Raw genomic sequence first — 23,879 nt, 5'->3', positions numbered from 1 at the left:
TACCTACTTAAAGTCCTGCCAAAAGCTTGGACTGAAGTTAAAGAATCAATAGTAATAAGTAAAGACTGTAACCAATTAATCGATGCTTGAGTTTGCTCGACCGTCATCCGATTTCTTCTTTCTGCGACTAGGAGATTATTGACAATCTCTAAAGACCAAATTTCGGGAACAAATGCTTCGGCGTTTGGCATTATGTCTAATACTGCGTTAGCATAATCGTTATCTTCATCGACCAAACACCAGCTAATTGCTACCGAACAATCTAAAACGAACTCAATCAAAACCGCCTCCCTTCTTCTCGCATGGCACGAATTTCACTTTTAGGTAAAGCTACAGTTTTTTGAAGGCGGCGCATTCCTGAAATAGCTTGGGTAATAGATTGCTCTACTACTGGGTTGCCCCAGGCATTATAGCGAGGTTTTCTTTCCTCTTTTCTACTTGCTAAATCTTCACTGACTTCTTGAACCGCTTCAACGGTTACTGTAACATTTACTTCAGTGTCTTTAAAATCGGACGGTATATCTAAATGTAAGATTCCATCTCTACCAATCTGAGAACTTAGTTTAATTTTTGGCATATTAAAACCTCGTATATTCTTATCCTTTTGCCCCTTTATAAGCAGTAAAACGTAGTAAAACGTAGGGTGCGTTAGACGGCAAAAATTGCTGGTGTGACTCGAAGGTGACAATCCGTCGTAACGCACCACCTCTTATCAACATTTACTCATACCGGCGGTTACGTTTGCGGATAATCCAGAGGATAAACCAGATAACGAGGACAAGTAGAGCGATTTTTGAGACGGGAGCCAGATATTCTTCCACAAGGGGGTAATTCTTCCCTAAAAAGTAACCTGCTGCCGTTAAAAAAACGACCCAGAGGGTCGTGCCGATGGTGGAGTAAACTAAAAAGGGAATCATCGCCATGTGATTCATCCCGGCAGGTAGGGAAATCAAAGTTCGCACTCCGGGGACCAAACGACAGAGTAAAACCGCTTTACTACCGTGACGGTTAAACCATTGATTAGCTTTTTGAATATCTTTAGCGGAAACGGTAATCCATTTGCCGTATTTATCGGCTAGTTTTTCAATTTTTTCCTCATCCACAACCCGACCGAGATAATACCAAGGTAGCGCTCCGATGACCGTACCAAAAATCCCCGCTACCACTGCCGGAATAAATTCCATTTGTCCCTCATGGACGGTAAAACCCGCCAGGGGCATAATTAATTCTGAGGGAATGGGAGGAAAAAGATTCTCTAAAAACATTAATAGAGCTATGCCTAAATAGCCCATAGAAGTCATTGTATTTGTAATCCATTCAGTCATATTTTTTTATGATTTAGAAAACAGTTTTAAAGTTAAAAAAAGGGGGTTGGGTGTTAGGGGTGGGGAAGTGGGGAAGTGGGGAAGTGGGGAAGTGGGGGAGTGGCAAGAATAAATCAAAGCAATCTCCTGACGACCGACTCCTGACGACCGACTCCTGACGGCTAAAAAACTGATAACTGATAACTGATAACTGATAACTGATAACTGATAACTGATAACTGATATTAGGTTCCGGAAGTCCAGGAGTTGATATATTCTAATTGGGCTTCGGTGAGAGTATCGATTTCAATCCCCATGGCTTGTAGTTTCAAGCGGGCGATTTCTTGGTCTAATTCGTAGGGAATCGAGTATATACCGGGGGCTAATTTACCTTTATTTTTAACCAAGTATTCTACACCGATCGCCTGATTAGCGAAACTCATATCCATAACGGCGCTAGGATGACCTTCGGCGGCTGCCAGGTTAACTAGGCGACCTTCACCGATAACAACGATGGATTTACCGCTTTTTAGGCTATATTGTTGGGTAAAGTTGCGAACTTCCTTAACATTATCGGCTTTTGCGCCTAAAGCTTGCAGGTCGATTTCAATATCAAAGTGACCGGAGTTGGAAACAATCGCCCCATCTTTCATCAGGTCAAAATGTTCAGCCCGGATAACGTGCTTGTTACCAGTGACGGTGATAAAGATATCGCCTTCTTTAGCGGCTTCATCCATGGGCATAACCCGGAAACCGTCCATCGCCGCTTCAATGGCACGCACGGCGTTGATTTCGGTGACAATTACATTAGAGCCTAAACCTTTGGCCCGCATAGCCACACCTTTACCACACCAACCATAACCAGCCACAACCACGGTTTTACCGGCAAGGAGGATATTGGTGGCGCGAATGATACCATCAAGGGTAGATTGACCTGTACCGTAGCGATTATCAAAGAAATGCTTGGTTTCTGCGTCGTTAACGTTCATTGCGGGGAAGGATAAGACCCCGGCTTTGAGCATGGCTTGCAAACGGACGATACCGGTGGTAGTTTCTTCGGTAGTACCGATAATGTCGGGTAATTGGTGACTTCTTTCTTTAACTAGGGTGGCTACCACATCACAACCATCATCGATGATAATCTGGGGTTTGTGATCGAGGGCGATTTGAACGTGACGGTGATAGGTGTCGTTATCTTCCCCTTTGATTGCATAAACGGGGATGCCGTAATCAGCGACTAAACAAGCGGCCACATCATCTTGGGTGGAAAGGGGATTACTAGCAATTAGTAACGCATCAGCGCCACCGGCTTTTAGTGCGATGGCCAAATTAGCGGTTTCGGTGGTAACGTGACAGCAAGCGACTAAACGCAGTCCAGCAAAGGGTTTTTCGATGGCGTAACGTTCGGCTAATTGACGCAAAACGGGCATTTCCCGACCGGCCCATTCGATGCGCTGTTTGCCGATGGGGGCTAAACTAATATCTTTGATGTCGTATTTCTGTTGAACTGGTGTTGCTACCATAAGGGGTTTTCCTTAAATACAAGCCTAGGCTATTGGTTAATTTAACTTAACATTGTCTGGGTATTTTGGCTAATGTCAAGCTTTCCACTGGTTTTTTATATAGGAAAAAGTTATCAATCCCTCGCTGACCTATCCAGAAATCGGTACATTGTCTCTATTTTAGATAATCATATAGTACAATAAAACTACTTTATGATCTAAATTAAGCTAGAAATCTCTATCTCGTGATGATAAGATAAACTGATGGGCGAGAAACTGACAGGCGTTAATCCCAAGATAATCCAATGGGCAAGAGAAAGGGCGAGATATTCTCTTGAGTCTGTGGCGGTCAAGTTTAAAAAAGATGTTTCTCTTATCGAGAAATGGGAGTCAGGAGAGGACTTTCCTACCTATAGTCAATTGGAAAAGTTAGCAGAAATATATAAACGTCCTCTCGCTTTATTCTTTTTCCCAGAACCTCCCCTAGAAGCGGAGGAAAAACAAGAATTTAGAACTTTGCCAGACTTTGAAATCGAAAACCTGGCCGCCGATACTATCTATGCTTTAAGACAAGCAAAAGCGATGCAATTGTCGCTACAGGAAATTAATAATGGTATTAATCCTAGTACCAAGAAAATCTTTCAGGATATTGCGGTTAGCTCTAGTGATGATTTAAGGATATTAGCCGAACAGATCAGAAATTATTTAAACGTTACTCTAGAAGAACAACTGACCTGGAATGATCAGGAAACTGCCTTAAAAAAATGGCGGAGTGCCGTGGAAGAAGCCGGTATTTTTATTTTTAAGCGTTCTTTTAAGCAGCGAGAAATTTCGGGATTTTGCTTGATAGATATTGAATTTCCGATCATATATCTTAATAATAGCACGGAAAAATCTAGACAAATATTTACCATTTTTCATGAATTAGCACATATTCTTTTGCAGACTAATGGAATTACTAAGTCTGACGATAGATATATTAATAGTTTGCAAGGAGAAAATAAATATATCGAGATATTTTGTAATAAATTTGCTGCAGAGTTTTTGCTTCCTAATCATGTCTTTTCTGAGATAATCAGAGAAACAATAGTTAACGATAAAATTATCTCGAAAATTTCCAGTGATTATAAGGTTAGTCGAGAAGTAGTTTTACGAAAACTATTAGATAATAACTTTATTTCTCAGAAAGAATATAGTCTTAAAGTAAGCGAGTGGTACAGTGAGCAGGTGGGAAAAAGTCAGGACAAAAATGAAAAATCTGGCGGTAATCCCTATGCTAATCAGGCGACATATTTGGGAGAAAATTACCTAAAACTGGTATTCAATAAATACTATCAAGGCCAATACGATATCGAGCGTGTTGCTGATTATCTAAACATTAAAAAAGTTGCTACGGTGGAAAAACTTGAACAATATTTATTAGACAAAGGACTGTTTTGATGGTTTACATTTTTGACACAAGTAGTTTTAAGGTCTTAGGAAACTATTTTCCCAAAAGTTTTCCTACCGTTTGGCAAAAAATCGATTTGCTTGTGTCAGAAGGTAAACTACAATCAGTACGCGAAGTGCTTAAAGAAGTAGAATATGGCAATAATAAACAATTTGTTTTAGATTGGATAGACTTCAATAAACAAATATTTTTACCACCCACTGCTCAGGAAACTTTATTTATTCCTGAAATTTTTTCTATAAGAAACTTTAAGGATTTAGTGAGTGAAAAAGCAAGATTACAAGGAAAGCCAGTGGCTGACCCATTTATTATTGCCTGTGCCAAGATAAAAGACGGTTGCGTAATTACCGAAGAAGCCTTGAAGCCTAATGCTCCCAAAATCCCCACAGTCTGTCAACACTTTTCTATCGATTGTACCAATGTTCAGGGTTTAATGGAGCGGGAAGGTTGGCAATTTTAAAACTAAAATTAATGGATAAATTGCCAATAAATTTATATGTTGAAAAGGCTTTTTCTGGAAAACTAATAACCATGTTCAGCCAGAAATTCTAGGCTAATCTCGCTAGGAGGGTGATAAGAGCGCATTCCTAGCAATTTTTCCACATATTTGCCTAAAATATCCCCTTCTAGATTCACCCAATCGCCTAATTTTAAATGGGAAAGATTGGTTTCGGCGTAGGTGTGGGGGATGACAGCCACTTTAAACCAGCTGCCGGAGGCATCACAATCGGCCACGGTTAAACTAATGCCATTAACAGCTATACTGCCCTTACCGACGATATAACGAGCTATGTAGTTATTCCACTGCTCTTCTAGGGAACTAGGGGCAGCAAAGGTCATTTCCCACGAATTAGCCACGATTATCGATTCGACTAAACAGCCAATTCCGTCCACATGACCGGTGACAAAATGACCGCCGATTTTACTACCCACCCGCAAAGAGGTTTCTAGGTTAACGTTGGTTTCTGTTTTAATCCTTCGTCCCAAAGTAGTGCGCTGTAGGGTTTCTGGGGAAGCGGTGGCCACAAAACCCTCTGGGAGAATTTCCTCAACTGTCAAACAAACTCCATCCACAGCCACACTATCACCAATCATTAAATCTTGGAGAATTGTATCAGAAGATACAGACAAATATAGTCTATCAGTATCCACGACCCGAATTTTTCCCAAGGCTTGAATTAATCCTGTAAACATCGGCTTTTTTCTCGACTATAAATCCTTATGAGTGAAAGATTGGGCATTTTCCCCAGAATAATCGGCGACAATATGACCATCTCCCACTAATTGATATTTGTAGGTCACTAATCCCTCTAATCCCACCGGACCACGGGGGGGCATTTTTTGGGTACTGATACCCACTTCGGCCCCAAAACCGTAACGGAAACCATCGGCAAATCGGGTGGAACAATTATGAAAAACTCCGGCGGCATCGACTCGATCGCTAAAGGTTTTGGCCGTGTTAAAATTTTCGCTGACAATGGCTTCCGTGTGTCGAGAACCGTAATAATTAATATGTTCGATTGCCGATTCTAGACTATCAACAATTTTAATTGACAGAATTAAATCACTATATTCGGTTTGCCAGTCTTCTTCTGTGGCCGATGGTACGTTAATAATCTGACGAGTTGCTTCATCTCCCAATAATTTAACCTTTTTTTCCTCTAATGCTCGGGCCACTGCGGGTAAAAATTGTCTAGCGATGTCTTGATGAACCAATAAAGTTTCAATGGTATTACAAGCGGCAGGATATTGGGTTTTACCATCAACGGTAATCCTAATTGCTTTGCTTAAATCGGCTTCTTTATCGATGTAGAGATGACAGATACCATCGGCATGACCGAGGACGGGAATACGGGTATTATTTTGGATATAACGCACAAATTCGTTAGAACCTCTAGGAATTATTAAATCGATGTATTGATCAAGTTTTAATAGTTCCTGAATTTCCTCTCGTGTTGTTAATAATCTTACCGCCGCTGGATTAACTTTAGTTTCACTCAAGGCCTGATGAATAATTTTTACTAAAGCTTGACAAGAACGGAGCGCCTCTTTCCCCCCTTTTAAAATAACGCCATCACCAGATTTTATCGCTAAACTGGTAATTTGAATTAAAGCATCGGGACGAGCTTCAAAAATAACCCCTAAAACCCCTAAAGGACAGGTTATTCTCCGCAGAATTAAACCTTGATCTAATTCCCGATTAATTTGCATCGTAGCTAAAGGATCTGCTAATTTAGCCACATCTCGCACCCCGGCAATAGCGGCTTTTAATTTGCCAGAACTTAACTCTAATCGCGCACATAAAGCTGGGGATAATTCCATCGCCTTAGCTGTTTGAACATCGGCGATATTAGCTTCTAGTATCTTATCGGCATTGGCAGTCAAAGCCTCAGCAATAGCCTCTAAAGCTTCATTCCTTTCTTCGTTAGTCAGGATAGCCAGTTGACGACTCGCTTGACGGGTTTCTCTGGCGATTTCGGGGAGGGATAGAGAAGTTGTAACCATAGAAAATTAAAAGTAATAACCGCTATCTTGTTTATTTTATCTTATTTTTGAGAAAGCTTCAGGGTCATTAGACCTCATTGTAAAAATCAAAAATTGTTGTTAGGGTTAGGAGTCAGTAGTCAGGAGAATTAAGAATGAATAATAGTCAATTAAATGGTCTATTTACAGATTTGGCTCTCTTGAGTTTGGTGGGTAAAATGTACTCTAAGATACAGTCCTGCCAGCGAGCGACTAGAACGAACCACAAAGACACAAAGGACACAAAGATCGATCCTATATAAGTTAAACTTATCACACAAAGAATAAGAAAACCCTGATTTTAGGCAATTTAATCTTTATTTTCGAGGTTTATTGAAGGTTATCAACTCTTGTCATGATCATCATAAATCTAGTTAACTAGAAAAAATAGCCGAAATTAGTGATTTTTCTATCCTATATCTGTAGAGACATTATAGTTAACATCCCTACAGGATATAGACTATCTAGACCGGATTGGCAATCAGACAGTTAGATACTTCTTGACGCGCCCAATCATCGGCGGCTAAAATGTCATCTAGGCTAGGGGTAGAACTGTTATGAATTGCAAAGCGATCGCACACTTTTTCAATCACCCGGGGAATATCTAAGAAGCTAATCTTTTCTTCTAAAAATAATGCTACCGCTTGTTCATTGGCCGCGTTTAATACTGCTGGCATTGCCCCACCTGCGCGGCCGGCCGCATAAGCTAATCCCATACAGGGATATTTTTGATGATCGGGTTCTTTGAAGGTTAAACTGCCGGCTTTAACTAAATTTAAAGGTTCCCAATCGGTATAAATTCTTTCAGGCCAAGACAAGGCATATAACAGGGGTAAACGCATATCGGGCCAGCCTAATTGGGCTAAAACCGAGGTATCCTGTAACTCAATTAAAGAGTGAATAATACTTTGGGGATGAATGACAATATCGATCGCATTATAATCGACACCAAATAAATAATGAGCTTCGATAACTTCTAGACCTTTATTCATTAAAGTAGCCGAATCGATGGTGATTTTTCTGCCCATCGACCAGTTAGGATGTTTCAGGGCATCAGCTACGGTTACTTGTGACAATTTTTCCACGGGTAAATCCCGAAAAGCACCCCCAGAAGCGGTGAGAATAATCTTTTTTAATCCCCCGGTGGGAACTCCCTGTAAACATTGAAAAATAGCTGAATGTTCCGAGTCAGCAGGTAATAATTTAACTCGGTGTTTTTCCACTAAAGGCAGCACCACTGGACCGCCAGCAATCAGGGTTTCTTTATTAGCGAGGGCAATATCTTTACCAGCAGTAATAGCGGCAATTGTCGGCAGCAATCCCGCACAACCGACAATTCCCGTGACGACGCTTTCGGAATCGCCATAACGGGCCACTTCGATTACTCCTTCCTTTCCTGCTAGGATAATCGGGGTATAGTCAAGGTCGGAAATTAGGCTTTTTAGGTCTTCTAGTTGACTTTCGTTATTAATCGCCACGATTTGCGGGCGAAATTGCCGAATTTGCTCCGATAGTAGTTGAATATTATTACCCGTGGCTAATCCCACCACTTGAAACTTATCGGGATGATCGGTGACAATATCGAGAGTTTGAGTTCCGATCGAGCCTGTAGAGCCTAAAATCGAGATTTTTTTCATAGAAACTTACTATAATTTGGCTATTAGCTTTTAATATACGTTCTCTGGGGTCTCTCCGGCACATCGGCGTAAATATTAAATATTTGTTAAAAAAGTTGCTATTTTAACTTTTTTATGCTGCGACTTAGAAAGGGTCAGCGATAGAGATGGTGAGAGAATCGAATAGAAAGGCTAATGGATTAGGCTGTCTAGCGGGGGGTCTGGTTTTTTGCCTCTTATTTCCCCTGTGTGTTTACGTTTTTGGTTGGTTATCCTTCGCTCTTGGCCCGATGGGTTGCGCTTTCCCCAGTCAATGTTCGGCAGAGGGGGAAATAATCAAGTTTATCCTATCAATGATTTCGTTTTTTGGGGGAGGATTCGCATTACCTATATTCCTCAGTTGTGCCGTGGGAAAAGCCGTCAGATTTGGGTTAAGTCGGAGAAAATAACCGAACTTAAACTTAAGTTCGGCTAGATTTATCATCTATTTAACCACTAAATAAAACTAACTTTCTGTCGCCGTTGCCGTGGTGGGAGGCAACTTAATATTAGTAGCTAATCCCAGAATTTGCAGCAGACGAATGGTCATCCAAGTCAGGTCAACTTCCCACCATTTTAGACCATGACGGGCAGAATACTGATAGGCATGGTGATTATTGTGCCAACCTTCACCGAAAGTTAAGAGGGCAACCCACCAACAATTTTTAGAATTATCGTGGGATTCATGGCTAACATAACCAAATTTGTGAGTGGCGCTGTTGACAAACCAAGTGGAGTGGAAAACTAAGACCAAGCGAACAAAAATTCCCCAAATTACAAACGGCCAACCACCCATAGCATAGAGAATTAAGCCTAAAACAATTTGGATAGGAACAAAATAATTTTGACAGAATTTATAGAAAGGATCGTCGGCGATATCTTGGGTAAAACGGGCAATTTCTTCGTCGGCAGGAATTTCGTGAAGCATCCAACCCATGTGACTCCACCAAAAACCTTTATTAGAATCGTGGGGATCGGGAGCAGTATCAGAATATTTATGATGAAGACGATGTAAACCTATCCATGCGATCGCACCCCCCTGACAAGCGAGGGTTCCGCACAAAACCAGAAAGTATTCTAACCATTTGGGAGTCTTAAAACTCCGATGGGAAACCAAACGATGGAAACCGAGGGTAATTCCTAAACCCCCAGTAATCCAATAAAGAATCAATGTCACTCCCACAGCGCCCCAGCTAAAATTGCCAGGCAAGAAGGCTAAAAGAGCCACTAAGTGGATAAAAGCCATGTAGATGAGAGTCACCCAGTCGATGGGAAGTTTTTCGGAAGTCGCAACAGTCATTGAATAACCCAAAGGGAAACAACAGGAGACAGAGCATCATCGTCTTATCTGTCTCGATTTGACACAGGGGGAACTTTGACGCTTAATGAATAGTAACAAATATCACAGTCTATTGTTTGATGGATATCCCCCCTCTACTCCACAGGGCAGAAAAGGCCCTACTCCCCATCTTTTCGGAAATTGACGCACAGGTCAAGGAAAATCTCCGTCAAGTCCTCGCTGCTTTCCGTGCAAACCGCGTCGGGGTGCATCATTTTGCTAGTGTTAGCGGTTATGGTCATGATGACTTGGGACGGGATACTTTAGATCAAGTGTTCGCCCAAGCCCTGGGGGCCGAAAAGGCAGCGGTGCGGGTACAATTTGTTTCAGGAACCCATGCGATCGCCTGTGCCTTGTATGGGGTTCTCCGACCGGGGGATGAGATGTTAGCGGTAGCCGGTGCGCCCTACGATACTCTAGAGGAAGTAATTGGGATTAGGGGCAGTGGTCAAGGTTCTTTAAAGGATTTTGGCGTTAGTTATCGGCAATTAGAGCTAGATTTTACTGGTGCGATCGATTGGTTGGCCTTGGCAACAGCAGTTAAACCCCAAACCCGTTTAGTACATATTCAAAGATCCTGCGGTTATTCCTGGCGATCGAGTTTGTCTATTGACGAAATCGAGAGAATTGTCCGTATAGTTAAACAACAAAACCCGAATACGGTCTGTTTTGTCGATAACTGCTATGGAGAATTTATCAGCACCCAAGAACCCACCGATGTGGGGGCAGATCTAATGGCCGGTTCTCTAATTAAAAACCCCGGAGGTACAATCGTTACGGCCGGGGGATACATAGCAGGTAAAGCGGAATTAGTAGAAATGGCCTGCTATCGTCTGACAGCACCGGGGATCGGTGGGGAGGGAGGGGCAACTTTTGACCAAAATCGTCTTCTCTATCAGGGATTGTTTCTAGCACCGCAAATGGTGGGAGAAGCGATGAAAGGCAGTCATTTAATTGCCTATGTGGGCGATAAGTTGGGTTATCCGGTCAATCCTGCTCCTTTTGTGCCTCGACGCGATATTATTCAAGCAATTAAACTCGGTTCCCCCGATAAGCTGATCGCCTTCTGTAAAGCCATTCAAGCCTATTCTCCCATCGGTTCCTACTTAGACCCCATTCCTGCCCAAATGCCGGGCTATGAGAGCCAAGTAGTGATGGCTGGTGGCACGTTTATCGATGGCAGCACCTCGGAATTCTCCGCCGATGGACCCCTACGGGAACCCTATATCGTTTTTTGTCAGGGGGGAACCCATTGGACTCATATTTCCCTAGCCCTAGAACAAGCGATCGCCGCTTTATCTTAAACCGGTCCTCTCACTTTCCTTCTCTCCTCTAGTTAATCCCAATCGAACTTTAAAAACTCAGTTATGGATTGTTTCTCCCCACTTTCCCATACTTTTTAAACAGGATTATAATAACAGTGGTACGATAAAACCGATCAAATATCTAAGGAGTTGTCATGAATTACAATCGCAATATGTTCCCATTCATAGCGGGGGGAATTTTAATATTAGCTTTTACTACCATACTGCGCCCTTTTGCCGTTATTGATACTGGCGAACGCGGCGTTGTCATGTACTTTGGCAAAGTGCAAAAACAAATCCTCGATGAAGGAATTCATCCTGTTATACCGATTGTCACCAAGATCAAGACCCTCAACGTTCGAGTGCAAACAACGGAAGTAAAGGCAAAAGGAGCTTCTAAAGATTTGCAAGATGTGGAAACAACTATTATCGTTAACTGGCACATCAACCCCGACAAAGTTAATCAGATTTATCAACAAGTTGGGGATATAAATGTGATTGTCTCTGGTATTATAAATCCAGCAGTATCGGAAATTGTCAAAGCGGCAACAGCACAACGTCCCGTACAGAATATCTTGCAAGAGCGAGGAGAACTCAAGCGTGAAATTGACACTTCCCTCGCCGAAAGATTAAGACGTTATGGGATAATTATCAATGATGTATCTCTCGTTAATTTTGGTTTTTCCGAAGAGTTTAACGCGGCGATTGAAGCCAAACAAGTAGCAGAACAAAAGGCACAAGAAGCTGCTTTTTGCGCACAACAAGCAGAACAGGAAGCTAAAGCGGAAATCAACCGCGCGAAGGGACAGGCAGAAGCTCAAAAACTATTGCGCCAAAACCTAACAGCAGAAATTTTACAACAACGAGCAATCGAAAAGTGGGATGGACGTTTTCCTATCGTCATGGCTGGTTCAGGCTCCCTTCCCCTGATCAATATCGATTCCAATTTATTATCATCTCAAAAAAAGTAAATAACTTTAGTTCGCATTAAAGAGATTTTACCACGACTTCCACGAAAGAATAGGGCCGACTGGCTAAGGTAAAATTTCCCACAAGAACTGCTGGGGCTGCATCTTAACTTAGTAAAAATATCGACAATCGGGAATTATCAGTGATTTTTAAATTATTCCCAATATATGAACAACCACAGGTGAGTATCGTAGATTGACAAAAATGAGATGCAGCCACTTCTCGAACTTTTTTAACTCGATGCCGGACGGGAAAATAACCACAAATCTAACTATACTCATTACAATATAAATATCAACGACCACAAGCTCTTATGCGGGTAATTCTAAAATCAGCCTTGAGTGACAGTAATATCGATGCTAATCAAAGCAGCAGTCAACGTCAACTGATGCTATCGATCGCCGCAACCAGTGAACAGATCAACACGAATTTACCGATTAATCTTGGTTTAGTTCTCGATCATAGCGGTTCTATGCAGGGAAAACCCCTAGAAACGGTCAAAAAAGCGGCTTTAAGTTTAATAGAATCCCTCGGTGTTAATGATCGTCTCTCGATGATAGCTTTCGATCATCGCGCCAAAGTTATTCTTCCCTCCCAATCGCCACAGGATGATCTGACTTTAATTCGCTCAAAAATTCAACAATTACAAGCGGGAGGAGGTACGGCGATCGATGAAGGGATAAAATTAGGCATTCAAGAAATTTCTACCGGCAGCAAAGGTTATGTGTCTCATATTTTTCTGCTTACCGATGGTGAAAATGAACACGGAAATAATCAACGCTGTTTAAAATTGGCAGGAGTAGCGGCTGAGTACGGTATCACCTTAAATACCTTCGGTTTTGGCGATCACTGGAATCAAGATGTCCTAGAAAAAATTGCCGATATCGCCGGCGGAAGTTTATCCTATATCGAAAGACCTGAACAGGCTTTAATTGAATTTACCCGTCTATTTAACCGGCTGCAATCTGTGCGGTTAACTAACGCTTTCCTGCAATTAGAATTAGATGCTCGGACTCATTTAGCCGACTTAAAACCCATCGCCCAAGTTGCCCCAGAAACCATAGAAATGAGCCTACAAAAAGAGGGCAATTTTTACATCACCCGTTTGGGGGATTTAATGATAGATGAAGAAAAAATTCTCCTCCTCAATCTCTATATTGACCAAATTCCCCCCGGTACTCACACCATAGCTAAGGTGAAGATTCGCTACGATGATCCCGCTTCTGGTCAAAAAGGGCTAGAAAGTGCGACTGTTAGCCTTGATATCACCTCCCAAGCTCTCTATCAATCCCAATTAAACGATCAAGTTCAGAAATCGATTCTGACTTTAGCCAAATATCGTCAAACCCAAATCGCCGAAGAAAAATTAAAACAGGGCGATCGAGCAGCCGCCGCCACCATGCTACAAACCGCGGCCAAAACTGCCTTACAATTGGGAGAAAAAAACGCCGCCACTGTCCTCCAAACTAATGCCACCCGTTTACAGGTGGGAGAAGAATTGAGCGAAGGAGATTTAAAGAAAACCCGCATTATTGCTAAAACAAGACTACAAACCGATGGAGAGACAGGAAAATGATTAAAATTCGCCCCTTGCCCCTAGGAATTTTTCTGGTGACAATGTTCGCTCTTCCCCCTGTTATTTTACCCCCCTTAGTCAACGCTATTCCCATCGAACAAATACCGAAACTAAATCCGCACGGGGGATTATGGGTCAGCGATCGAGCTAATATTTTAAGTCGGGCGGCTGTTACGCAAATTTCCGATGATATAGCCAAATTAGAGACAGAAACCGGCGCAGAAATTGCTGTTGTCACCGTCCCCGATACCTTACCCTATCCTACCCCCAAAGCCTACGCCACAGCCCTATTTAATCGGTGGAAAATCGGCAAAAAATCGCAAGATAACGGGGTTTTAATCCTCGTTTCCCCCAAGGATAGACGGATAGAAATCGAGACCGGTTATGGAGTCCAACGATTTTTACCCGATGCTCAGGTTAAGGATATTATCTACACCTACATGATTCCCAGCTTCAAAACGGGAAACTACGAAGAGGGTATTCGAGCAGGTGTAACAGTTGTGAGCGGGTTTCTCCGTGGTGCTTATGGGTTGCGACAAACTGAATTTAGGCCTCAAACTGAATTTAAGCCTCAAACTGAATTTAATCCTCAAATCGCAATGTCCACTCGTTATCTTGTTTTGGCTATCCTGATCGTGGGGGTGTTTTTTCCCTCGATGTTGATTCTATGTCTTGTTTGTTTTCGTTGTGCCGTTGGTGGCAATGGTCGAGGTGGCCGCGGTGGCGGCAGCAACGGCAATAGCGACTATTGCGGTTATGATGGTGGTGGTTATGGTGGTGGCGGTTATGATGGTGGTGATTTCGGCGGTGGCAGTAGCGATGGTGGCGGCGGCGGTGATTGGTAGAGTTGACACTCCCTCCCATGAGCGCTTCGGGGAGTGTCAATAGAGGCTTTGGCTACCAGTTCCGTTCTGTTAAACTTACTCAAATCTACTCATGAGCAAATTTGACGTTAACTTCCTGCTTCACTGTAGTAGTGTCGGCACTATCTACTCTACAAGCTGACACGGTGGAACTCACCGCCAAAGAAGCTAGATTTAGACTAGCGTTCAAGTCTCGACCGCAAACTACATGGCATTGCTCACACTCAAAAACTCTTTCAGTTAAAGATAGAGACTCTTTTTTGTACCCACAATTGGAACAGGTTTTACTGCTAGGAAACCACCTATCGGCTATGATTAATTCCGAACCATACAACTGAGTTTTATAATCAAGTTGTCTTCGGAACTCGTAAAAACCCATATCCTGAACGGCTTTAGCTAATTTGTGATTAGCCATCATCCCAGACACATTTAAATCCTCAATTACTATCTGGCCGTGGTTCTTGGCTAAATAAGTGGTGAGTTTATGTAACGTATCTTTACGGATATTAGCTATTTTAAAATGAAGTTTAGCTATTTGCCGTTGGGCTTTGTTCCAATTATTTGAACCTTTTACCTTATGTCGGTTCAAGTATTGAAGTCTGGCTAATTGTTTTTCGTATTTACGATAACTTTTAGAGCCTTCAAACGTTTCACCTGTCGATAAAGTAGCCAAAGATTTAATTCCCAGATCACAACCAACTACATCATGAGTTTTATTGGTTGTTTGCTGTTCAACTTCCATCTTAAAACTAATAAACCACCTATTAGCTTTTTTACTAATAGTAACAGATTTTGGCTGGTATCCATCAGGTAGCCGCTCGTAAGTTTTTAACCAACCAATCACAGGAACTTTTATCTTTTGATGGGCAATTTTAATGCTCCCATCTAAAGTGAAACTATCCTGTTTACCTTTCTTCTTGAAATTTGGTGGTTTAGCTATCTTCTTGAAGCATCTTTTCCAAGCATCGGATAAAGCTCTTAACGCCCATTGGGGAGCGCATTTAGACACTTGATAATACCAATCATGCTCTGATTTTACCAATGCTACCAACCATTTATGAAGGTCAATAGCCGTAGGAAACTTGATTTTTTCATCAGGGTTAGCTTGATTATGGTCTAAAATTTGCTTGGTTAAAGCCAAACCCCAATTCCAAGCATGACGTGCGGTTCCTGCGTGTTGGGCTAATAATGAGCGTTGTTGATTATTTAGTTTTAACTCAGTCTTGAATCCTAGTAGCAACGTCTCTTAACTCCTCTACGATTTTTCTATTTTTATGGCTTCTAGAGCCATACAATCTAGCGGAAAATACCGTAATGATTTCTAAGACATCTGGCGCTAAATCCTCCTCAAATGTACTGTCTTCAGTTCGATTGATAATGACAACTTCAGTTCCGAATTGCTCACACAGACTAAAGATTAGTTCACTACCAAATCTAAGTAATCTATCCTTATGAGTTAAGACCAATCTCTCTACTTTACTATCAACAATCAATCAAATTAATCGCTTTAATCCTTTTTTGTTGTAGTTAAGTCCTGAACCTAAGTCGTCTATAATTTCAACTTGCCAACCGTTTTAAGCGCAAAACAATTCGACAACTTCTTTTTGACGTTCTAAATCTTTCTTTTGATCATGACTAGAAACACAACAATAGCCAACAGTATAGGAAAGATTCTCTTTTACTCCAAGCAACTGAGAGACTGTATAACGACGATGCCCATTAGCAGTCCGTTCTGGAATTAGTTTACCTTCAGACTCCCAACGCCTTAATGTCGATACGCTTGCACCTTTTAATTTAGCAGCTTCTGATCTGGTCAACTTACTCATAAAGCTATTATAGCATAAGTCATGAGTAATTTTGGATAGTATTAGTTAGGTTTTTGGTTTCTGTGATTAACCCTTGCCGTTATCTCCTCAAACAACAGTATTAACTCGCCGTCGGCGATCGAGCCATTGTTGTAAAATAATCGCCGCCGCTTGCCGATCAATCGCTCCCTTATCCCAAGAGGAAAACTGTTTTTTGGCTTTTAAGAATTCTTCCGCCTCTAGGGACGTGCAACGCTCATCAATGTATTCTAGGGGCAAATCTAAGGCGATCGCTAGTTTCTGGGCGTATTTTTGCACCTGTTGGGCCTGAAATCCTAACTCCCCGGCCATGGTATAGGGCAGTCCCGCTACCAAAATCTTAATATTTCTTTCCTTGACAATTGCCTCAAACTGTGCTATGTCGGCAACAAAGGAAGAACGGATAATCGTGGTTAAACCGGTGGCGATTAAACCGGTGCCGTCACATCCTGCCACTCCTACCCGTTTTTTGCCGATATCCAAGCCCAAGGCGGCGACCCTTTCCATTACACTGGATGCCCCTGATCGGGGGGTTCCGAGGGCGGTTTAACTGGGGGAAGTTCCCCCGGACTGTCGAGGGGGTCCAGGGGGGGATTATTAGGCCATTTTAACCAAGACATCCGACTAGGGATAGGAGTTCGCGGCACCGATTGTAAACCCTGCAGCATTTCTGCGAGGGCGGAATTTTCTGGCTTAGTTTCGCGGATTTTGTGCCATACCGAGCGCGACATCATCAGGGTGTGGGAACTGCGGATCGCTCCCAATTGTTCCAGATATTCCCGTCTTTCGTGCTGATAATCGGCAGATATCAACTCTAGCGATCGAGGGGGATACTTGCGAGCGAGCTGGGCCATCTGGATTAATAACTTAGGATAGAGCCAAGTGTAGGCAGGATGGACAATTAATTTCGCTTGATGGGGTCGCTCATCCTGATTAGATAGGATTAATTCAAAATAACCGATCGCCGCTTTTCGTTGCGGTTCAAAAACGTAACCGCGACTAATTTGTGGACCGCCGCACCAACTTTGACAGCGACCGAACAAACTATCAACTAAACTGATTTTAAAATCCTGGATATGGCGATCAAATACCTGACGCAGTAGGGGCGGCATAGACACACAATCTAACTGATAGAGCAATTGAGCGTCAGCATTGCTCACCGGCAGTAAATTCGGTAAATCTGCCTCTTGTTTGCTCAATTCCTGTAATAATTGCGGCGGCAAAGACCAATAGGTTAATTCCGCCAAAGGCTGAAAACCGTGTTGCCGGAAAAGCGCCAAACTGTCCTTTTGATTGATATTAACCTCTAACACCCAGGTGCGCGCTTCCCAAACCGTTTCTAGACAATAACGCAGTAATTGCGCCCCGATGCCCTTGGGTTCGCTTAAAGACTCCGCCGGATGCACCCGCACCTGTTCCACCCGCCAAGTGCTGCGACTACTATTAAAAGGGGTGACTTGGATGGCCCCGCGAATTTTCCCCTCTTCTCCCCGATTGGCGATGGACTCAGCCACATAGACATGAAAACGGTGTTGGAGAGGATTAGGAAAAAGACTGAGAATTTTAAACAACCCAAACCAAGGCCGCACCTGTTGCACCCGCGTGCGGAAATTTTGGGCGCGACGATCGATCTCCTCATCGAAGTCATCTAGGGTTAAAGCTTCAATGTCTTCCAAATCCCGATATTGTACGGGACGGATTGGGCGATCGCTGAAATCGTCCCCTTGGGGAACAGGAGAAGTGTTCATGGCTCTGGGGTAAGTATTGTCTATGCACCTATCTTACCGTAGAATCTAGAGGCACTTCCCCACCAATAACAATTTCTGAGGGATCATAGGGGACCACCACAGAAAGAACACCTCGATCGGTAGCTGGGGTTTTTTGGGCCAAATTTCCGATCATGACCATTCGATGCTACAATAACGGACGGTTAATCAGTCCGAATTTGCAGTAAAAGTCTTTGAGTCAATCTGTAGATACCACTAACACCCTAGACACTCTAGCTCAAGAACTAGCCGCCATTCAGCAGACCGGTTCTAAGCGCGTCGCTTTATTGGGTTCCCGTCACGTTCCCATCACACACCAACAATTGATCGAAATGATGGCCTATGCCCTCGTGCTGGCGGGCAATCGGATTATGACCTCCGGGGCGACGGGAACCAATTCCGCCGTCATTAAGGGGGCAATGCGGGCAGATCCTAATCTGTTAACCGTGATCTTACCCCAAAGTCTCGATCGCCAGCCCCTGGAATCCCAAGAACAACTCCAGCAGGTTATCCATCTGGTGGAATGTCCCGAAAATGACCATCTATCCCTAGGGGAAGCCAGCAGCCTCTGTAATCGGGAGATTATTAATCGTTGTCAACAGTTAATCTGTTTTGCTTTCCACGACAGTCAAACCCTTTTGCAAACCTGCGCGGAAGCGGAAGATCAACGCAAGCTAGTTACCCTATTTTATTTTGACTAAATTCAGCGATGAATCTCTCCGTCAGTGCCATTCTTCTCTATTCGATAGTGGCTGCCGCTATCTCTGTCTATCTACCTTTTCTGCTGGTCGCTTACGCTAGGGCTAAGGTGGGTTACGATACCTCCGCCCCCCGGGCCATGTTCGACCAACTCCCAGACTACGCTAAACGAGCAACTTGGTCCCATCAAAATGGTTTTGAAACCTTTATGATCTATAGTGCCGCCGCTCTCATGGCCTACGTTACAGGAGTCTCCTCATCCCTGGCCGCTACCTGTGCGATCGCTTTCGTGATCCTCCGGCTTTTATTTTCCCTTTTTTATATCACTAATGTCCCGATCGCTCGTTCCCTGATGTTCGGTCTTGGTTCTCTGTGTACCTATACTCTCTTTGGGTTGAGTTTAATCAAGATTCAGTAGTTCGGGAGGGGCAAAAACCCCGATAGGAAATCGGGTTAAAAGTTGCCTAACCCGAACTAAGGTTAATTTTGTCAGTGATAAACCGGTAATTTGGGATTATCTACTGATAACAAACCAGTTAAAAGTGAGGCGGGTTTTTGACTATAGGGCCAGGCAAAAGCATGACGAAAAGCCGCATCTTGACAAGCTTGTAATTGTCGAAAATCGATCACGTCCAGGGTGAGTAAATTCTCGTACTCGAAGGGCAGCCGGACATTGTGTAAACCAGCATTATCGGTACAGATAGCAATATCAACCCCCGCTTCAAAACAGCGATCGAAGACTATCTTTAATTGCGATAAACTCTCAAGGGTGCCAGTTTTTAAATAGGTGGTGGGACAGACTTCTAAACATTGATGACGACGGGCAACTTCCGGCAGCAATTCCGGATATTGTAGGGGAATTTGAATACCGTGACCAATTCTTTGCAGATAGGGCAGTAATTGGGGATAACAACCGTCCTTTGTTTCGTAAAGATGGCCGGTGGTATTTAAACCCTCTTCCCTGGCATAACTGTATAAACCGGCAAATTCCTCTAGTCGAGTTTGGTAGTGGGAATCACCCCCAGCAATATCGATCGCACAGACGTATTCTCTCATCCCTAGGGCCAGATCAACGATCGCTTTGTTGACTTCGTAGGGAAGTCGCGAGTGCATACAGAGAATTTGACTGGTAATAATCGGATATTCGCTCATTTTCGAGGCTTGACCGACGATATCGACAATCGATCGCATTTGATCGATTCGCTCTGTTTGGTTCAAATGTTCGTCGGTGCGATAGTAGGGAGTATAGCGCAATTCTAAATAGGCAAGATTCTCGAAGATGTAAGCACCGCGAATCAGACGATAGATAAAATAGGGCAAAGTTTGGGCGGTTTGAACACTTTCGACTAGGGTATGTAATTCTAAATACTCATCTAAACTATTGCGTTCGCGGGTGTAAAATTCCTCAAAAGCGGGGTATTCCGGGAATTTAGCCGCTAAATCCCGCTCATGTCTGTGAAAGTAGCGCCAGAGAATTCTCGGTACTACCGATCCCCCTAAATGCCGATGCAAATCTGCGTATAAAGCCACAACTCCGCTGCTCCTTAGTCTCTCAAATGTTCCTTAAATATAACGAAGTTTTACAATTGTTTGACAATTGTTGCCAAATATTATTAGTACCTATCCAGTGATCGGTTGGGTGTTGGGGAGCGGGGAGATAGTGAACAGTCGCTAGTGCAAGGCTCAGATCTGATCACCGATCACTGATTCAAGGCTGAAGGCTAGAATAAGGTCATTAAACCTAAATAAAGCTTTAGGGAATAGAGAGTGACAACATATACAATGATTGGGGTTTATCCTCAAGCAAACCTAAGCCTATGCCACGCCGTGATGACTTACAGAAAATCCTAATCTTGGGTGCTGGCCCGATTGTCATCGGACAAGCCTGTGAATTCGACTATTCCGGAACTCAAGCCTGTAAAGCCCTACGAGAAGAAGGTTATGAGGTAATTTTAGTCAATTCTAACCCCGCCTCGATCATGACCGACCCAGAAATGGCCGATCGCACCTACATTGAACCAATTCTGCCGGAAATTGTCGAAAAAATTATCGCCAAAGAACGTCCTGATGCGATTCTACCGACTATGGGGGGTCAAACGGCCCTAAATACCGCCGTCGCTTTGGCCAAAAGCGGCGTTTTAGAAAAATATAACGTCGAATTGATCGGGGCAAAACTTCCCGCTATTGAAAAAGCCGAAGATAGGGAACTATTCAAAAAAGCAATGGAAAAAATCGGTGTTCCCGTCTGTCCTTCGGGGATTGCCAACAATTTAGAAGAGGCAAAAGCTATCGCCCATCAGATCGGTTCCTATCCCCTCATTATCCGGCCGGCCTTCACTTTGGGGGGAACGGGGGGCGGTATTGCCTATAACCAAGAAGAATTTGAACCGATGGCCCAGTATGGTCTAGATTGTTCGCCCACATCGCAAATTCTCGTCGAAAAATCTCTAATTGGCTGGAAAGAATACGAATTAGAGGTAATGCGCGATCTAGCCGATAACGTGGTGATCATCTGTTCGATCGAAAACTTTGACCCCATGGGGGTCCATACCGGCGACTCGATTACGGTTGCGCCCGCCCAAACCCTAACCGATAAAGAATACCAACGCCTCCGGGACTATTCTAAGGCAATTATTCGGGAAATTGGCGTAGAAACCGGCGGATCGAACATCCAATTCTCCGTTAATCCCACTAACGGCGACGTAATCGTGATCGAGATGAATCCCCGGGTATCCCGTTCTTCGGCCCTGGCATCGAAAGCCACGGGATTCCCGATCGCTAAATTTGCCGCTAAACTAGCCGTAGGCTACACTTTAGACGAAATTCCCAACGATATCACCAAAAAAACCCCAGCTTCCTTTGAACCGACTATCGATTACGTCGTCACCAAAATTCCTCGCTTTGCCTTCGAGAAATTCCCCGGCTCCCAACCGATTCTAACTACCCAGATGAAATCCGTCGGGGAAGCCATGGCTATCGGTCGAACTTTCCAAGAATCCTTTCAAAAAGCCCTGCGTTCCCTAGAAACAGGCCGTTTTGGCTTTGGTTGCGATAAAGTCGAAACTCTCCCCCCCCTCTCGGAAGTCCGGGCTAGTTTGCGGACACCTAACCCCGAACGAGTTTATAGTATCTATCATGCTTTTAAATTGGGCATGAATGGGGAGGAAATCCACGAACTAACCGGGATCGATCCCTGGTTCCTCGATAAATTGGCCGATTTGATGGAAACTGAGAAGTTTCTCAAACGAACTCCCCTGAAAAGTCTCCGCCAAGAGGACCTATTCGTCATTAAACAACAGGGTTTTAGCGATCGCCAAATCGCCTTCGCCACCAACAGCAGCGAGGACGAAGTGAGAAGTTATCGCAAGGGTTTAGGTATTGTTCCCGTTTATAAAATGGTGGACACCTGCGCGGCGGAATTTGAAGCCCTAACACCCTACTATTATTCCACCTACGAACAGGTGGAATCGGAAGTTTTACCCTCCGATAAACGCAAAGTGATGATCCTTGGTGGTGGTCCCAATCGCATCGGTCAGGGGATAGAATTTGACTACTGTTGTTGTCATGCCGCTTTTTCCCTCAGTCAAGCTGGTTTTGAGACGATTATGGTTAACTCTAATCCGGAAACTGTCTCCACCGATTACGATACCAGCGATCGCCTTTACTTTGAACCCCTGACTAAAGAAGATGTCTTAAATATCATCGAAGCGGAACAACCAGAGGGTTTAATTATTCAATTCGGTGGGCAAACTCCCTTAAAACTGGCCGTTCCCCTGCAAAAATATTTAGAATCGCCTAATTGTCCCGTAAATACCAAAATTTGGGGAACTTCACCGGATTCGATCGATGCTGCCGAAGACCGGGAACGGTTTGAAAAAATCCTCCGACAATTAGATATACGGCAACCCCCCAACGGTATTGCCCGCAGTTTCCAAGAATCCCAAGCAGTGGCTAAACGCATCGGTTATCCTGTAGTAGTACGTCCGTCCTACGTTTTGGGCGGTCGGGCAATGGAAATCGTCTATTCCGATAGCGAATTGGAACGCTATATGAAGTATGCGGTACAGATAGAACCGGATCACCCGATTTTAATCGATAAATTCCTCGAAAATGCCATCGAAGTGGATGTGGATGCCCTGTCAGATGCCACGGGAACGGTAGTTATCGGGGGATTAATGGAACATATCGAACAAGCGGGCGTACATTCGGGCGATTCTGCCTGTTCTATCCCCCATACGTCCCTGAGCGCCTCGGTTTTAACCACAATTCGACAATGGACGGTGGAACTAGCGAAAGCTTTAAAAGTAATCGGTTTGATGAATATCCAGTATGCGGTGCAGGGAGAGACAGTTTATATCTTAGAAGCGAATCCCCGCGCTAGTCGTACTGTTCCCTACGTTTCCAAAGCAACGGGAGTTCCTTTAGCAAAAGTTGCCTCCCTCGTCATGTCGGGCAAAACCCTAGCAGAATTGGGTATCATCAGCGAAGCAATTCCCCGTCATATTGCCGTAAAAGAAGCGGTTTTACCCTTCCAGAAGTTCCCCGGTGCTGATACTCTCCTAGGGCCAGAAATGCGTTCTACAGGGGAAGTAATGGGGATTGACAGCGATTTTGGCAAAGCTTTCGCTAAAGCGGAAATGGCCGCCGGCGTGATTTTAGCCACCAGTGGGACGGTTTTTGTCTCGATGAACGATCGCGATAAAACCCCCATGGTTCCCGTGGTTAAGGATCTGCAATCCCTCGGTTTTCGCGTCGTCGCCACTTCGGGAACTCGTGAAGTTTTGTTAGAAAACGGTTGCGAAAATATCGATTTAGTGCTAAAGATTCACGAAGGCCGCCCCCACGTTATCGATTGGATCAAAAATGACTGGATTCAGTTTATTGTCAATACTCCCAGTGGTGAAGAATCCCAAAACGATGGCCGACAAATTCGCCGTACTGCCCTCGATTATAAGTTACCAATTATCACCACTATCGCCGGGGCAAAAGCGACGGTAGCGGCCTTAAAATCCCTGCAATCCCAACCTTTAGAGGTGAAAGCTTTACAGGATTATCTCGCCTAATTTCAGTTATCAGTTATCAGTT

General features: G+C 43.7%; 23 protein-coding genes and 1 pseudogene. 9 read left to right on the top strand and 15 right to left on the bottom strand.

Going from position 1 to position 23,879, the window contains the following annotated elements:
* The 5 genes from MICAI_RS21230 to ahcY all read right to left on the bottom strand — a co-directional run.
* The coding region (locus MICAI_RS21230; RefSeq protein WP_039900664.1) for a type II toxin-antitoxin system VapC family toxin at positions 1–281 on the bottom strand (281 nt) is incomplete at its 3' end.
* The gene (locus MICAI_RS21225; protein WP_008206929.1) at positions 278–577 is read right to left on the bottom strand and encodes a hypothetical protein; all 300 of its coding nucleotides are present in this window, start codon (positions 575–577) and stop codon (positions 278–280) included. The genes MICAI_RS21230 and MICAI_RS21225, both read right to left, overlap by 4 nt.
* Positions 578–596: 19 nt before the next feature.
* Positions 597–719: a hypothetical protein gene (locus tag MICAI_RS27630; RefSeq protein ID WP_255348767.1), complete on the bottom strand. Its 123-nt coding sequence runs from the start codon at positions 717–719 to the stop codon at positions 597–599.
* Complete coding sequence (locus tag MICAI_RS21220) at positions 720–1,325, bottom strand: DedA family protein (protein ID WP_002784839.1); 606 nt, start codon at positions 1,323–1,325, stop codon at positions 720–722.
* A 224-nt stretch (positions 1,326–1,549) separates the two neighbouring features.
* Complete coding sequence (ahcY, locus tag MICAI_RS21215; RefSeq protein ID WP_008206926.1) at positions 1,550–2,827, bottom strand: adenosylhomocysteinase; 1,278 nt, start codon at positions 2,825–2,827, stop codon at positions 1,550–1,552.
* Between the two features lie 243 nt (positions 2,828–3,070).
* Here ahcY and MICAI_RS21210 point away from each other — a divergent pair, with 243 nt between their 5' ends.
* Together MICAI_RS21210 and MICAI_RS21205 are read left to right on the top strand one after the other, a co-directional pair.
* Positions 3,071–4,246, top strand: coding sequence for an ImmA/IrrE family metallo-endopeptidase (locus MICAI_RS21210; protein ID WP_008206924.1), 1,176 nt, complete (start codon positions 3,071–3,073; stop codon positions 4,244–4,246).
* Positions 4,246–4,716 carry a PIN domain-containing protein gene (locus MICAI_RS21205; protein ID WP_008206922.1) on the top strand — a complete coding sequence of 157 codons (471 nt, stop codon included), beginning with the start codon at positions 4,246–4,248 and terminating at the stop codon, positions 4,714–4,716. The genes MICAI_RS21210 and MICAI_RS21205 overlap by 1 nt, the downstream gene beginning before the upstream one ends.
* A gap of 62 nt (positions 4,717–4,778) precedes the next feature.
* Here MICAI_RS21205 and MICAI_RS21200 read toward each other — a convergent pair whose 3' ends face one another.
* The 4 genes from MICAI_RS21200 to MICAI_RS21185 form a co-directional block, all read right to left on the bottom strand.
* Positions 4,779–5,450 carry a riboflavin synthase gene (locus tag MICAI_RS21200; protein WP_008206920.1) on the bottom strand — a complete coding sequence of 224 codons (672 nt, stop codon included), beginning with the start codon at positions 5,448–5,450 and terminating at the stop codon, positions 4,779–4,781.
* A gap of 15 nt (positions 5,451–5,465) precedes the next feature.
* Positions 5,466–6,761, bottom strand: coding sequence for a glutamate-5-semialdehyde dehydrogenase (gene proA, locus MICAI_RS21195; protein WP_008206918.1), 1,296 nt, complete (start codon positions 6,759–6,761; stop codon positions 5,466–5,468).
* 482 nt (positions 6,762–7,243) lie between these two features.
* The gene (dxr, locus tag MICAI_RS21190) at positions 7,244–8,416 is read right to left on the bottom strand and encodes a 1-deoxy-D-xylulose-5-phosphate reductoisomerase (protein ID WP_008206915.1); all 1,173 of its coding nucleotides are present in this window, start codon (positions 8,414–8,416) and stop codon (positions 7,244–7,246) included.
* Between the two features lie 484 nt (positions 8,417–8,900).
* Entirely contained in the window at positions 8,901–9,734 is an 834-nt protein-coding gene (locus tag MICAI_RS21185; RefSeq protein ID WP_008206913.1) for an acyl-CoA desaturase, read from the bottom strand.
* A 119-nt stretch (positions 9,735–9,853) separates the two neighbouring features.
* Here MICAI_RS21185 and MICAI_RS21180 point away from each other — a divergent pair, with 119 nt between their 5' ends.
* From MICAI_RS21180 to MICAI_RS22680, 4 genes are all read left to right on the top strand, one after another.
* A complete protein-coding gene (locus MICAI_RS21180; RefSeq protein ID WP_008206912.1) occupies positions 9,854–11,077 on the top strand; it encodes a methionine gamma-lyase family protein in 1,224 nt (407 codons plus the stop codon).
* Positions 11,078–11,232: 155 nt separating this feature from the next.
* Positions 11,233–12,048, top strand: a complete 816-nt coding sequence (locus tag MICAI_RS21175; protein WP_008206910.1) for a prohibitin family protein — start codon at positions 11,233–11,235, stop codon at positions 12,046–12,048.
* Positions 12,049–12,359: 311 nt separating this feature from the next.
* Positions 12,360–13,622 carry a vWA domain-containing protein gene (locus MICAI_RS21170; protein ID WP_008206907.1) on the top strand — a complete coding sequence of 421 codons (1,263 nt, stop codon included), beginning with the start codon at positions 12,360–12,362 and terminating at the stop codon, positions 13,620–13,622.
* Positions 13,619–14,467: a TPM domain-containing protein gene (locus tag MICAI_RS22680; protein ID WP_008206905.1), complete on the top strand. Its 849-nt coding sequence runs from the start codon at positions 13,619–13,621 to the stop codon at positions 14,465–14,467. Before MICAI_RS21170 ends, MICAI_RS22680 begins: the two co-directional genes overlap by 4 nt.
* 85 nt (positions 14,468–14,552) lie before the next feature.
* On the opposite strand, the gene MICAI_RS21160 is transcribed toward MICAI_RS22680, so the two are convergent.
* The 5 genes and pseudogenes from MICAI_RS21160 to MICAI_RS27625 form a co-directional block, all read right to left on the bottom strand.
* Entirely contained in the window at positions 14,553–15,725 is a 1,173-nt protein-coding gene (locus MICAI_RS21160; RefSeq protein WP_008206903.1) for an RNA-guided endonuclease InsQ/TnpB family protein, read from the bottom strand.
* Positions 15,703–16,311 (bottom strand): annotated as a pseudogene (locus MICAI_RS21155) (IS607 family transposase). The gene MICAI_RS21160 and the pseudogene MICAI_RS21155 overlap by 23 nt, the downstream one beginning before the upstream one ends.
* 87 nt (positions 16,312–16,398) lie before the next feature.
* Positions 16,399–16,836, bottom strand: coding sequence for a Holliday junction resolvase RuvX (ruvX, locus tag MICAI_RS21150; RefSeq protein ID WP_008206898.1), 438 nt, complete (start codon positions 16,834–16,836; stop codon positions 16,399–16,401).
* Positions 16,836–18,077: a GNAT family N-acetyltransferase gene (locus MICAI_RS21145; protein WP_008206896.1), complete on the bottom strand. Its 1,242-nt coding sequence runs from the start codon at positions 18,075–18,077 to the stop codon at positions 16,836–16,838. The genes ruvX and MICAI_RS21145 overlap by 1 nt, the downstream gene beginning before the upstream one ends.
* A 28-nt stretch (positions 18,078–18,105) precedes the next feature.
* A complete protein-coding gene (locus MICAI_RS27625; protein WP_255348766.1) occupies positions 18,106–18,231 on the bottom strand; it encodes a hypothetical protein in 126 nt (41 codons plus the stop codon).
* A 58-nt stretch (positions 18,232–18,289) separates the two neighbouring features.
* On the opposite strand from MICAI_RS27625, the gene MICAI_RS21140 reads away from it, so the two are divergent.
* Both MICAI_RS21140 and MICAI_RS21135 read left to right on the top strand, forming a co-directional pair.
* Positions 18,290–18,796, top strand: a complete 507-nt coding sequence (locus MICAI_RS21140) for a hypothetical protein (protein WP_002741066.1) — start codon at positions 18,290–18,292, stop codon at positions 18,794–18,796.
* 8 nt (positions 18,797–18,804) lie between these two features.
* On the top strand, positions 18,805–19,212 hold the full coding sequence (locus tag MICAI_RS21135) for an MAPEG family protein (RefSeq protein WP_008206891.1): 408 nt from the start codon (positions 18,805–18,807) through the stop codon (positions 19,210–19,212).
* Positions 19,213–19,283: 71 nt separating this feature from the next.
* On the opposite strand, the gene MICAI_RS21130 is transcribed toward MICAI_RS21135, so the two are convergent.
* Positions 19,284–20,324: an adenosine deaminase gene (locus tag MICAI_RS21130; protein ID WP_008206890.1), complete on the bottom strand. Its 1,041-nt coding sequence runs from the start codon at positions 20,322–20,324 to the stop codon at positions 19,284–19,286.
* 287 nt (positions 20,325–20,611) lie between these two features.
* Here MICAI_RS21130 and carB point away from each other — a divergent pair, with 287 nt between their 5' ends.
* Positions 20,612–23,857, top strand: coding sequence for a carbamoyl-phosphate synthase large subunit (gene carB / locus MICAI_RS21125; RefSeq protein WP_008206888.1), 3,246 nt, complete (start codon positions 20,612–20,614; stop codon positions 23,855–23,857).
* Positions 23,858–23,879 lie beyond the last annotated feature (22 nt).

This window comes from Microcystis sp. T1-4 (assembly GCF_000297435.1).
GTDB lineage: Bacteria > Cyanobacteriota > Cyanobacteriia > Cyanobacteriales > Microcystaceae > Microcystis.
Note: the sequence above shows the minus strand (reverse complement) of the source record. Positions and strands in the feature narration are given on the sequence as shown.

What these genes read in the sequence shown, in the direction of transcription:
- MICAI_RS21225 (WP_008206929.1), bottom strand. Translation starts at nt 577, where the DNA reads ATGCCAAAAATTAAACTAAGTTCTCAGATTGGTAGAGATGGAATCTTA.
- MICAI_RS27630 (WP_255348767.1), bottom strand. Translation starts at nt 719, where the DNA reads ATGTTGATAAGAGGTGGTGCGTTACGACGGATTGTCACCTTCGAGTCA.
- MICAI_RS21220 (WP_002784839.1), bottom strand. Translation starts at nt 1,325, where the DNA reads ATGACTGAATGGATTACAAATACAATGACTTCTATGGGCTATTTAGGC.
- ahcY (WP_008206926.1), bottom strand. Translation starts at nt 2,827, where the DNA reads ATGGTAGCAACACCAGTTCAACAGAAATACGACATCAAAGATATTAGT.
- MICAI_RS21210 (WP_008206924.1), top strand. Translation starts at nt 3,071, where the DNA reads ATGGGCGAGAAACTGACAGGCGTTAATCCCAAGATAATCCAATGGGCA.
- MICAI_RS21205 (WP_008206922.1), top strand. Translation starts at nt 4,246, where the DNA reads ATGGTTTACATTTTTGACACAAGTAGTTTTAAGGTCTTAGGAAACTAT.
- MICAI_RS21200 (WP_008206920.1), bottom strand. Translation starts at nt 5,450, where the DNA reads ATGTTTACAGGATTAATTCAAGCCTTGGGAAAAATTCGGGTCGTGGAT.
- proA (WP_008206918.1), bottom strand. Translation starts at nt 6,761, where the DNA reads ATGGTTACAACTTCTCTATCCCTCCCCGAAATCGCCAGAGAAACCCGT.
- dxr (WP_008206915.1), bottom strand. Translation starts at nt 8,416, where the DNA reads ATGAAAAAAATCTCGATTTTAGGCTCTACAGGCTCGATCGGAACTCAA.
- MICAI_RS21185 (WP_008206913.1), bottom strand. Translation starts at nt 9,734, where the DNA reads ATGACTGTTGCGACTTCCGAAAAACTTCCCATCGACTGGGTGACTCTC.
- MICAI_RS21180 (WP_008206912.1), top strand. Translation starts at nt 9,854, where the DNA reads ATGGATATCCCCCCTCTACTCCACAGGGCAGAAAAGGCCCTACTCCCC.
- MICAI_RS21175 (WP_008206910.1), top strand. Translation starts at nt 11,233, where the DNA reads ATGAATTACAATCGCAATATGTTCCCATTCATAGCGGGGGGAATTTTA.
- MICAI_RS21170 (WP_008206907.1), top strand. Translation starts at nt 12,360, where the DNA reads ATGCGGGTAATTCTAAAATCAGCCTTGAGTGACAGTAATATCGATGCT.
- MICAI_RS22680 (WP_008206905.1), top strand. Translation starts at nt 13,619, where the DNA reads ATGATTAAAATTCGCCCCTTGCCCCTAGGAATTTTTCTGGTGACAATG.
- ruvX (WP_008206898.1), bottom strand. Translation starts at nt 16,836, where the DNA reads ATGGAAAGGGTCGCCGCCTTGGGCTTGGATATCGGCAAAAAACGGGTA.
- MICAI_RS21145 (WP_008206896.1), bottom strand. Translation starts at nt 18,077, where the DNA reads ATGAACACTTCTCCTGTTCCCCAAGGGGACGATTTCAGCGATCGCCCA.
- MICAI_RS27625 (WP_255348766.1), bottom strand. Translation starts at nt 18,231, where the DNA reads ATGATCGGAAATTTGGCCCAAAAAACCCCAGCTACCGATCGAGGTGTT.
- MICAI_RS21135 (WP_008206891.1), top strand. Translation starts at nt 18,805, where the DNA reads ATGAATCTCTCCGTCAGTGCCATTCTTCTCTATTCGATAGTGGCTGCC.
- carB (WP_008206888.1), top strand. Translation starts at nt 20,612, where the DNA reads ATGCCACGCCGTGATGACTTACAGAAAATCCTAATCTTGGGTGCTGGC.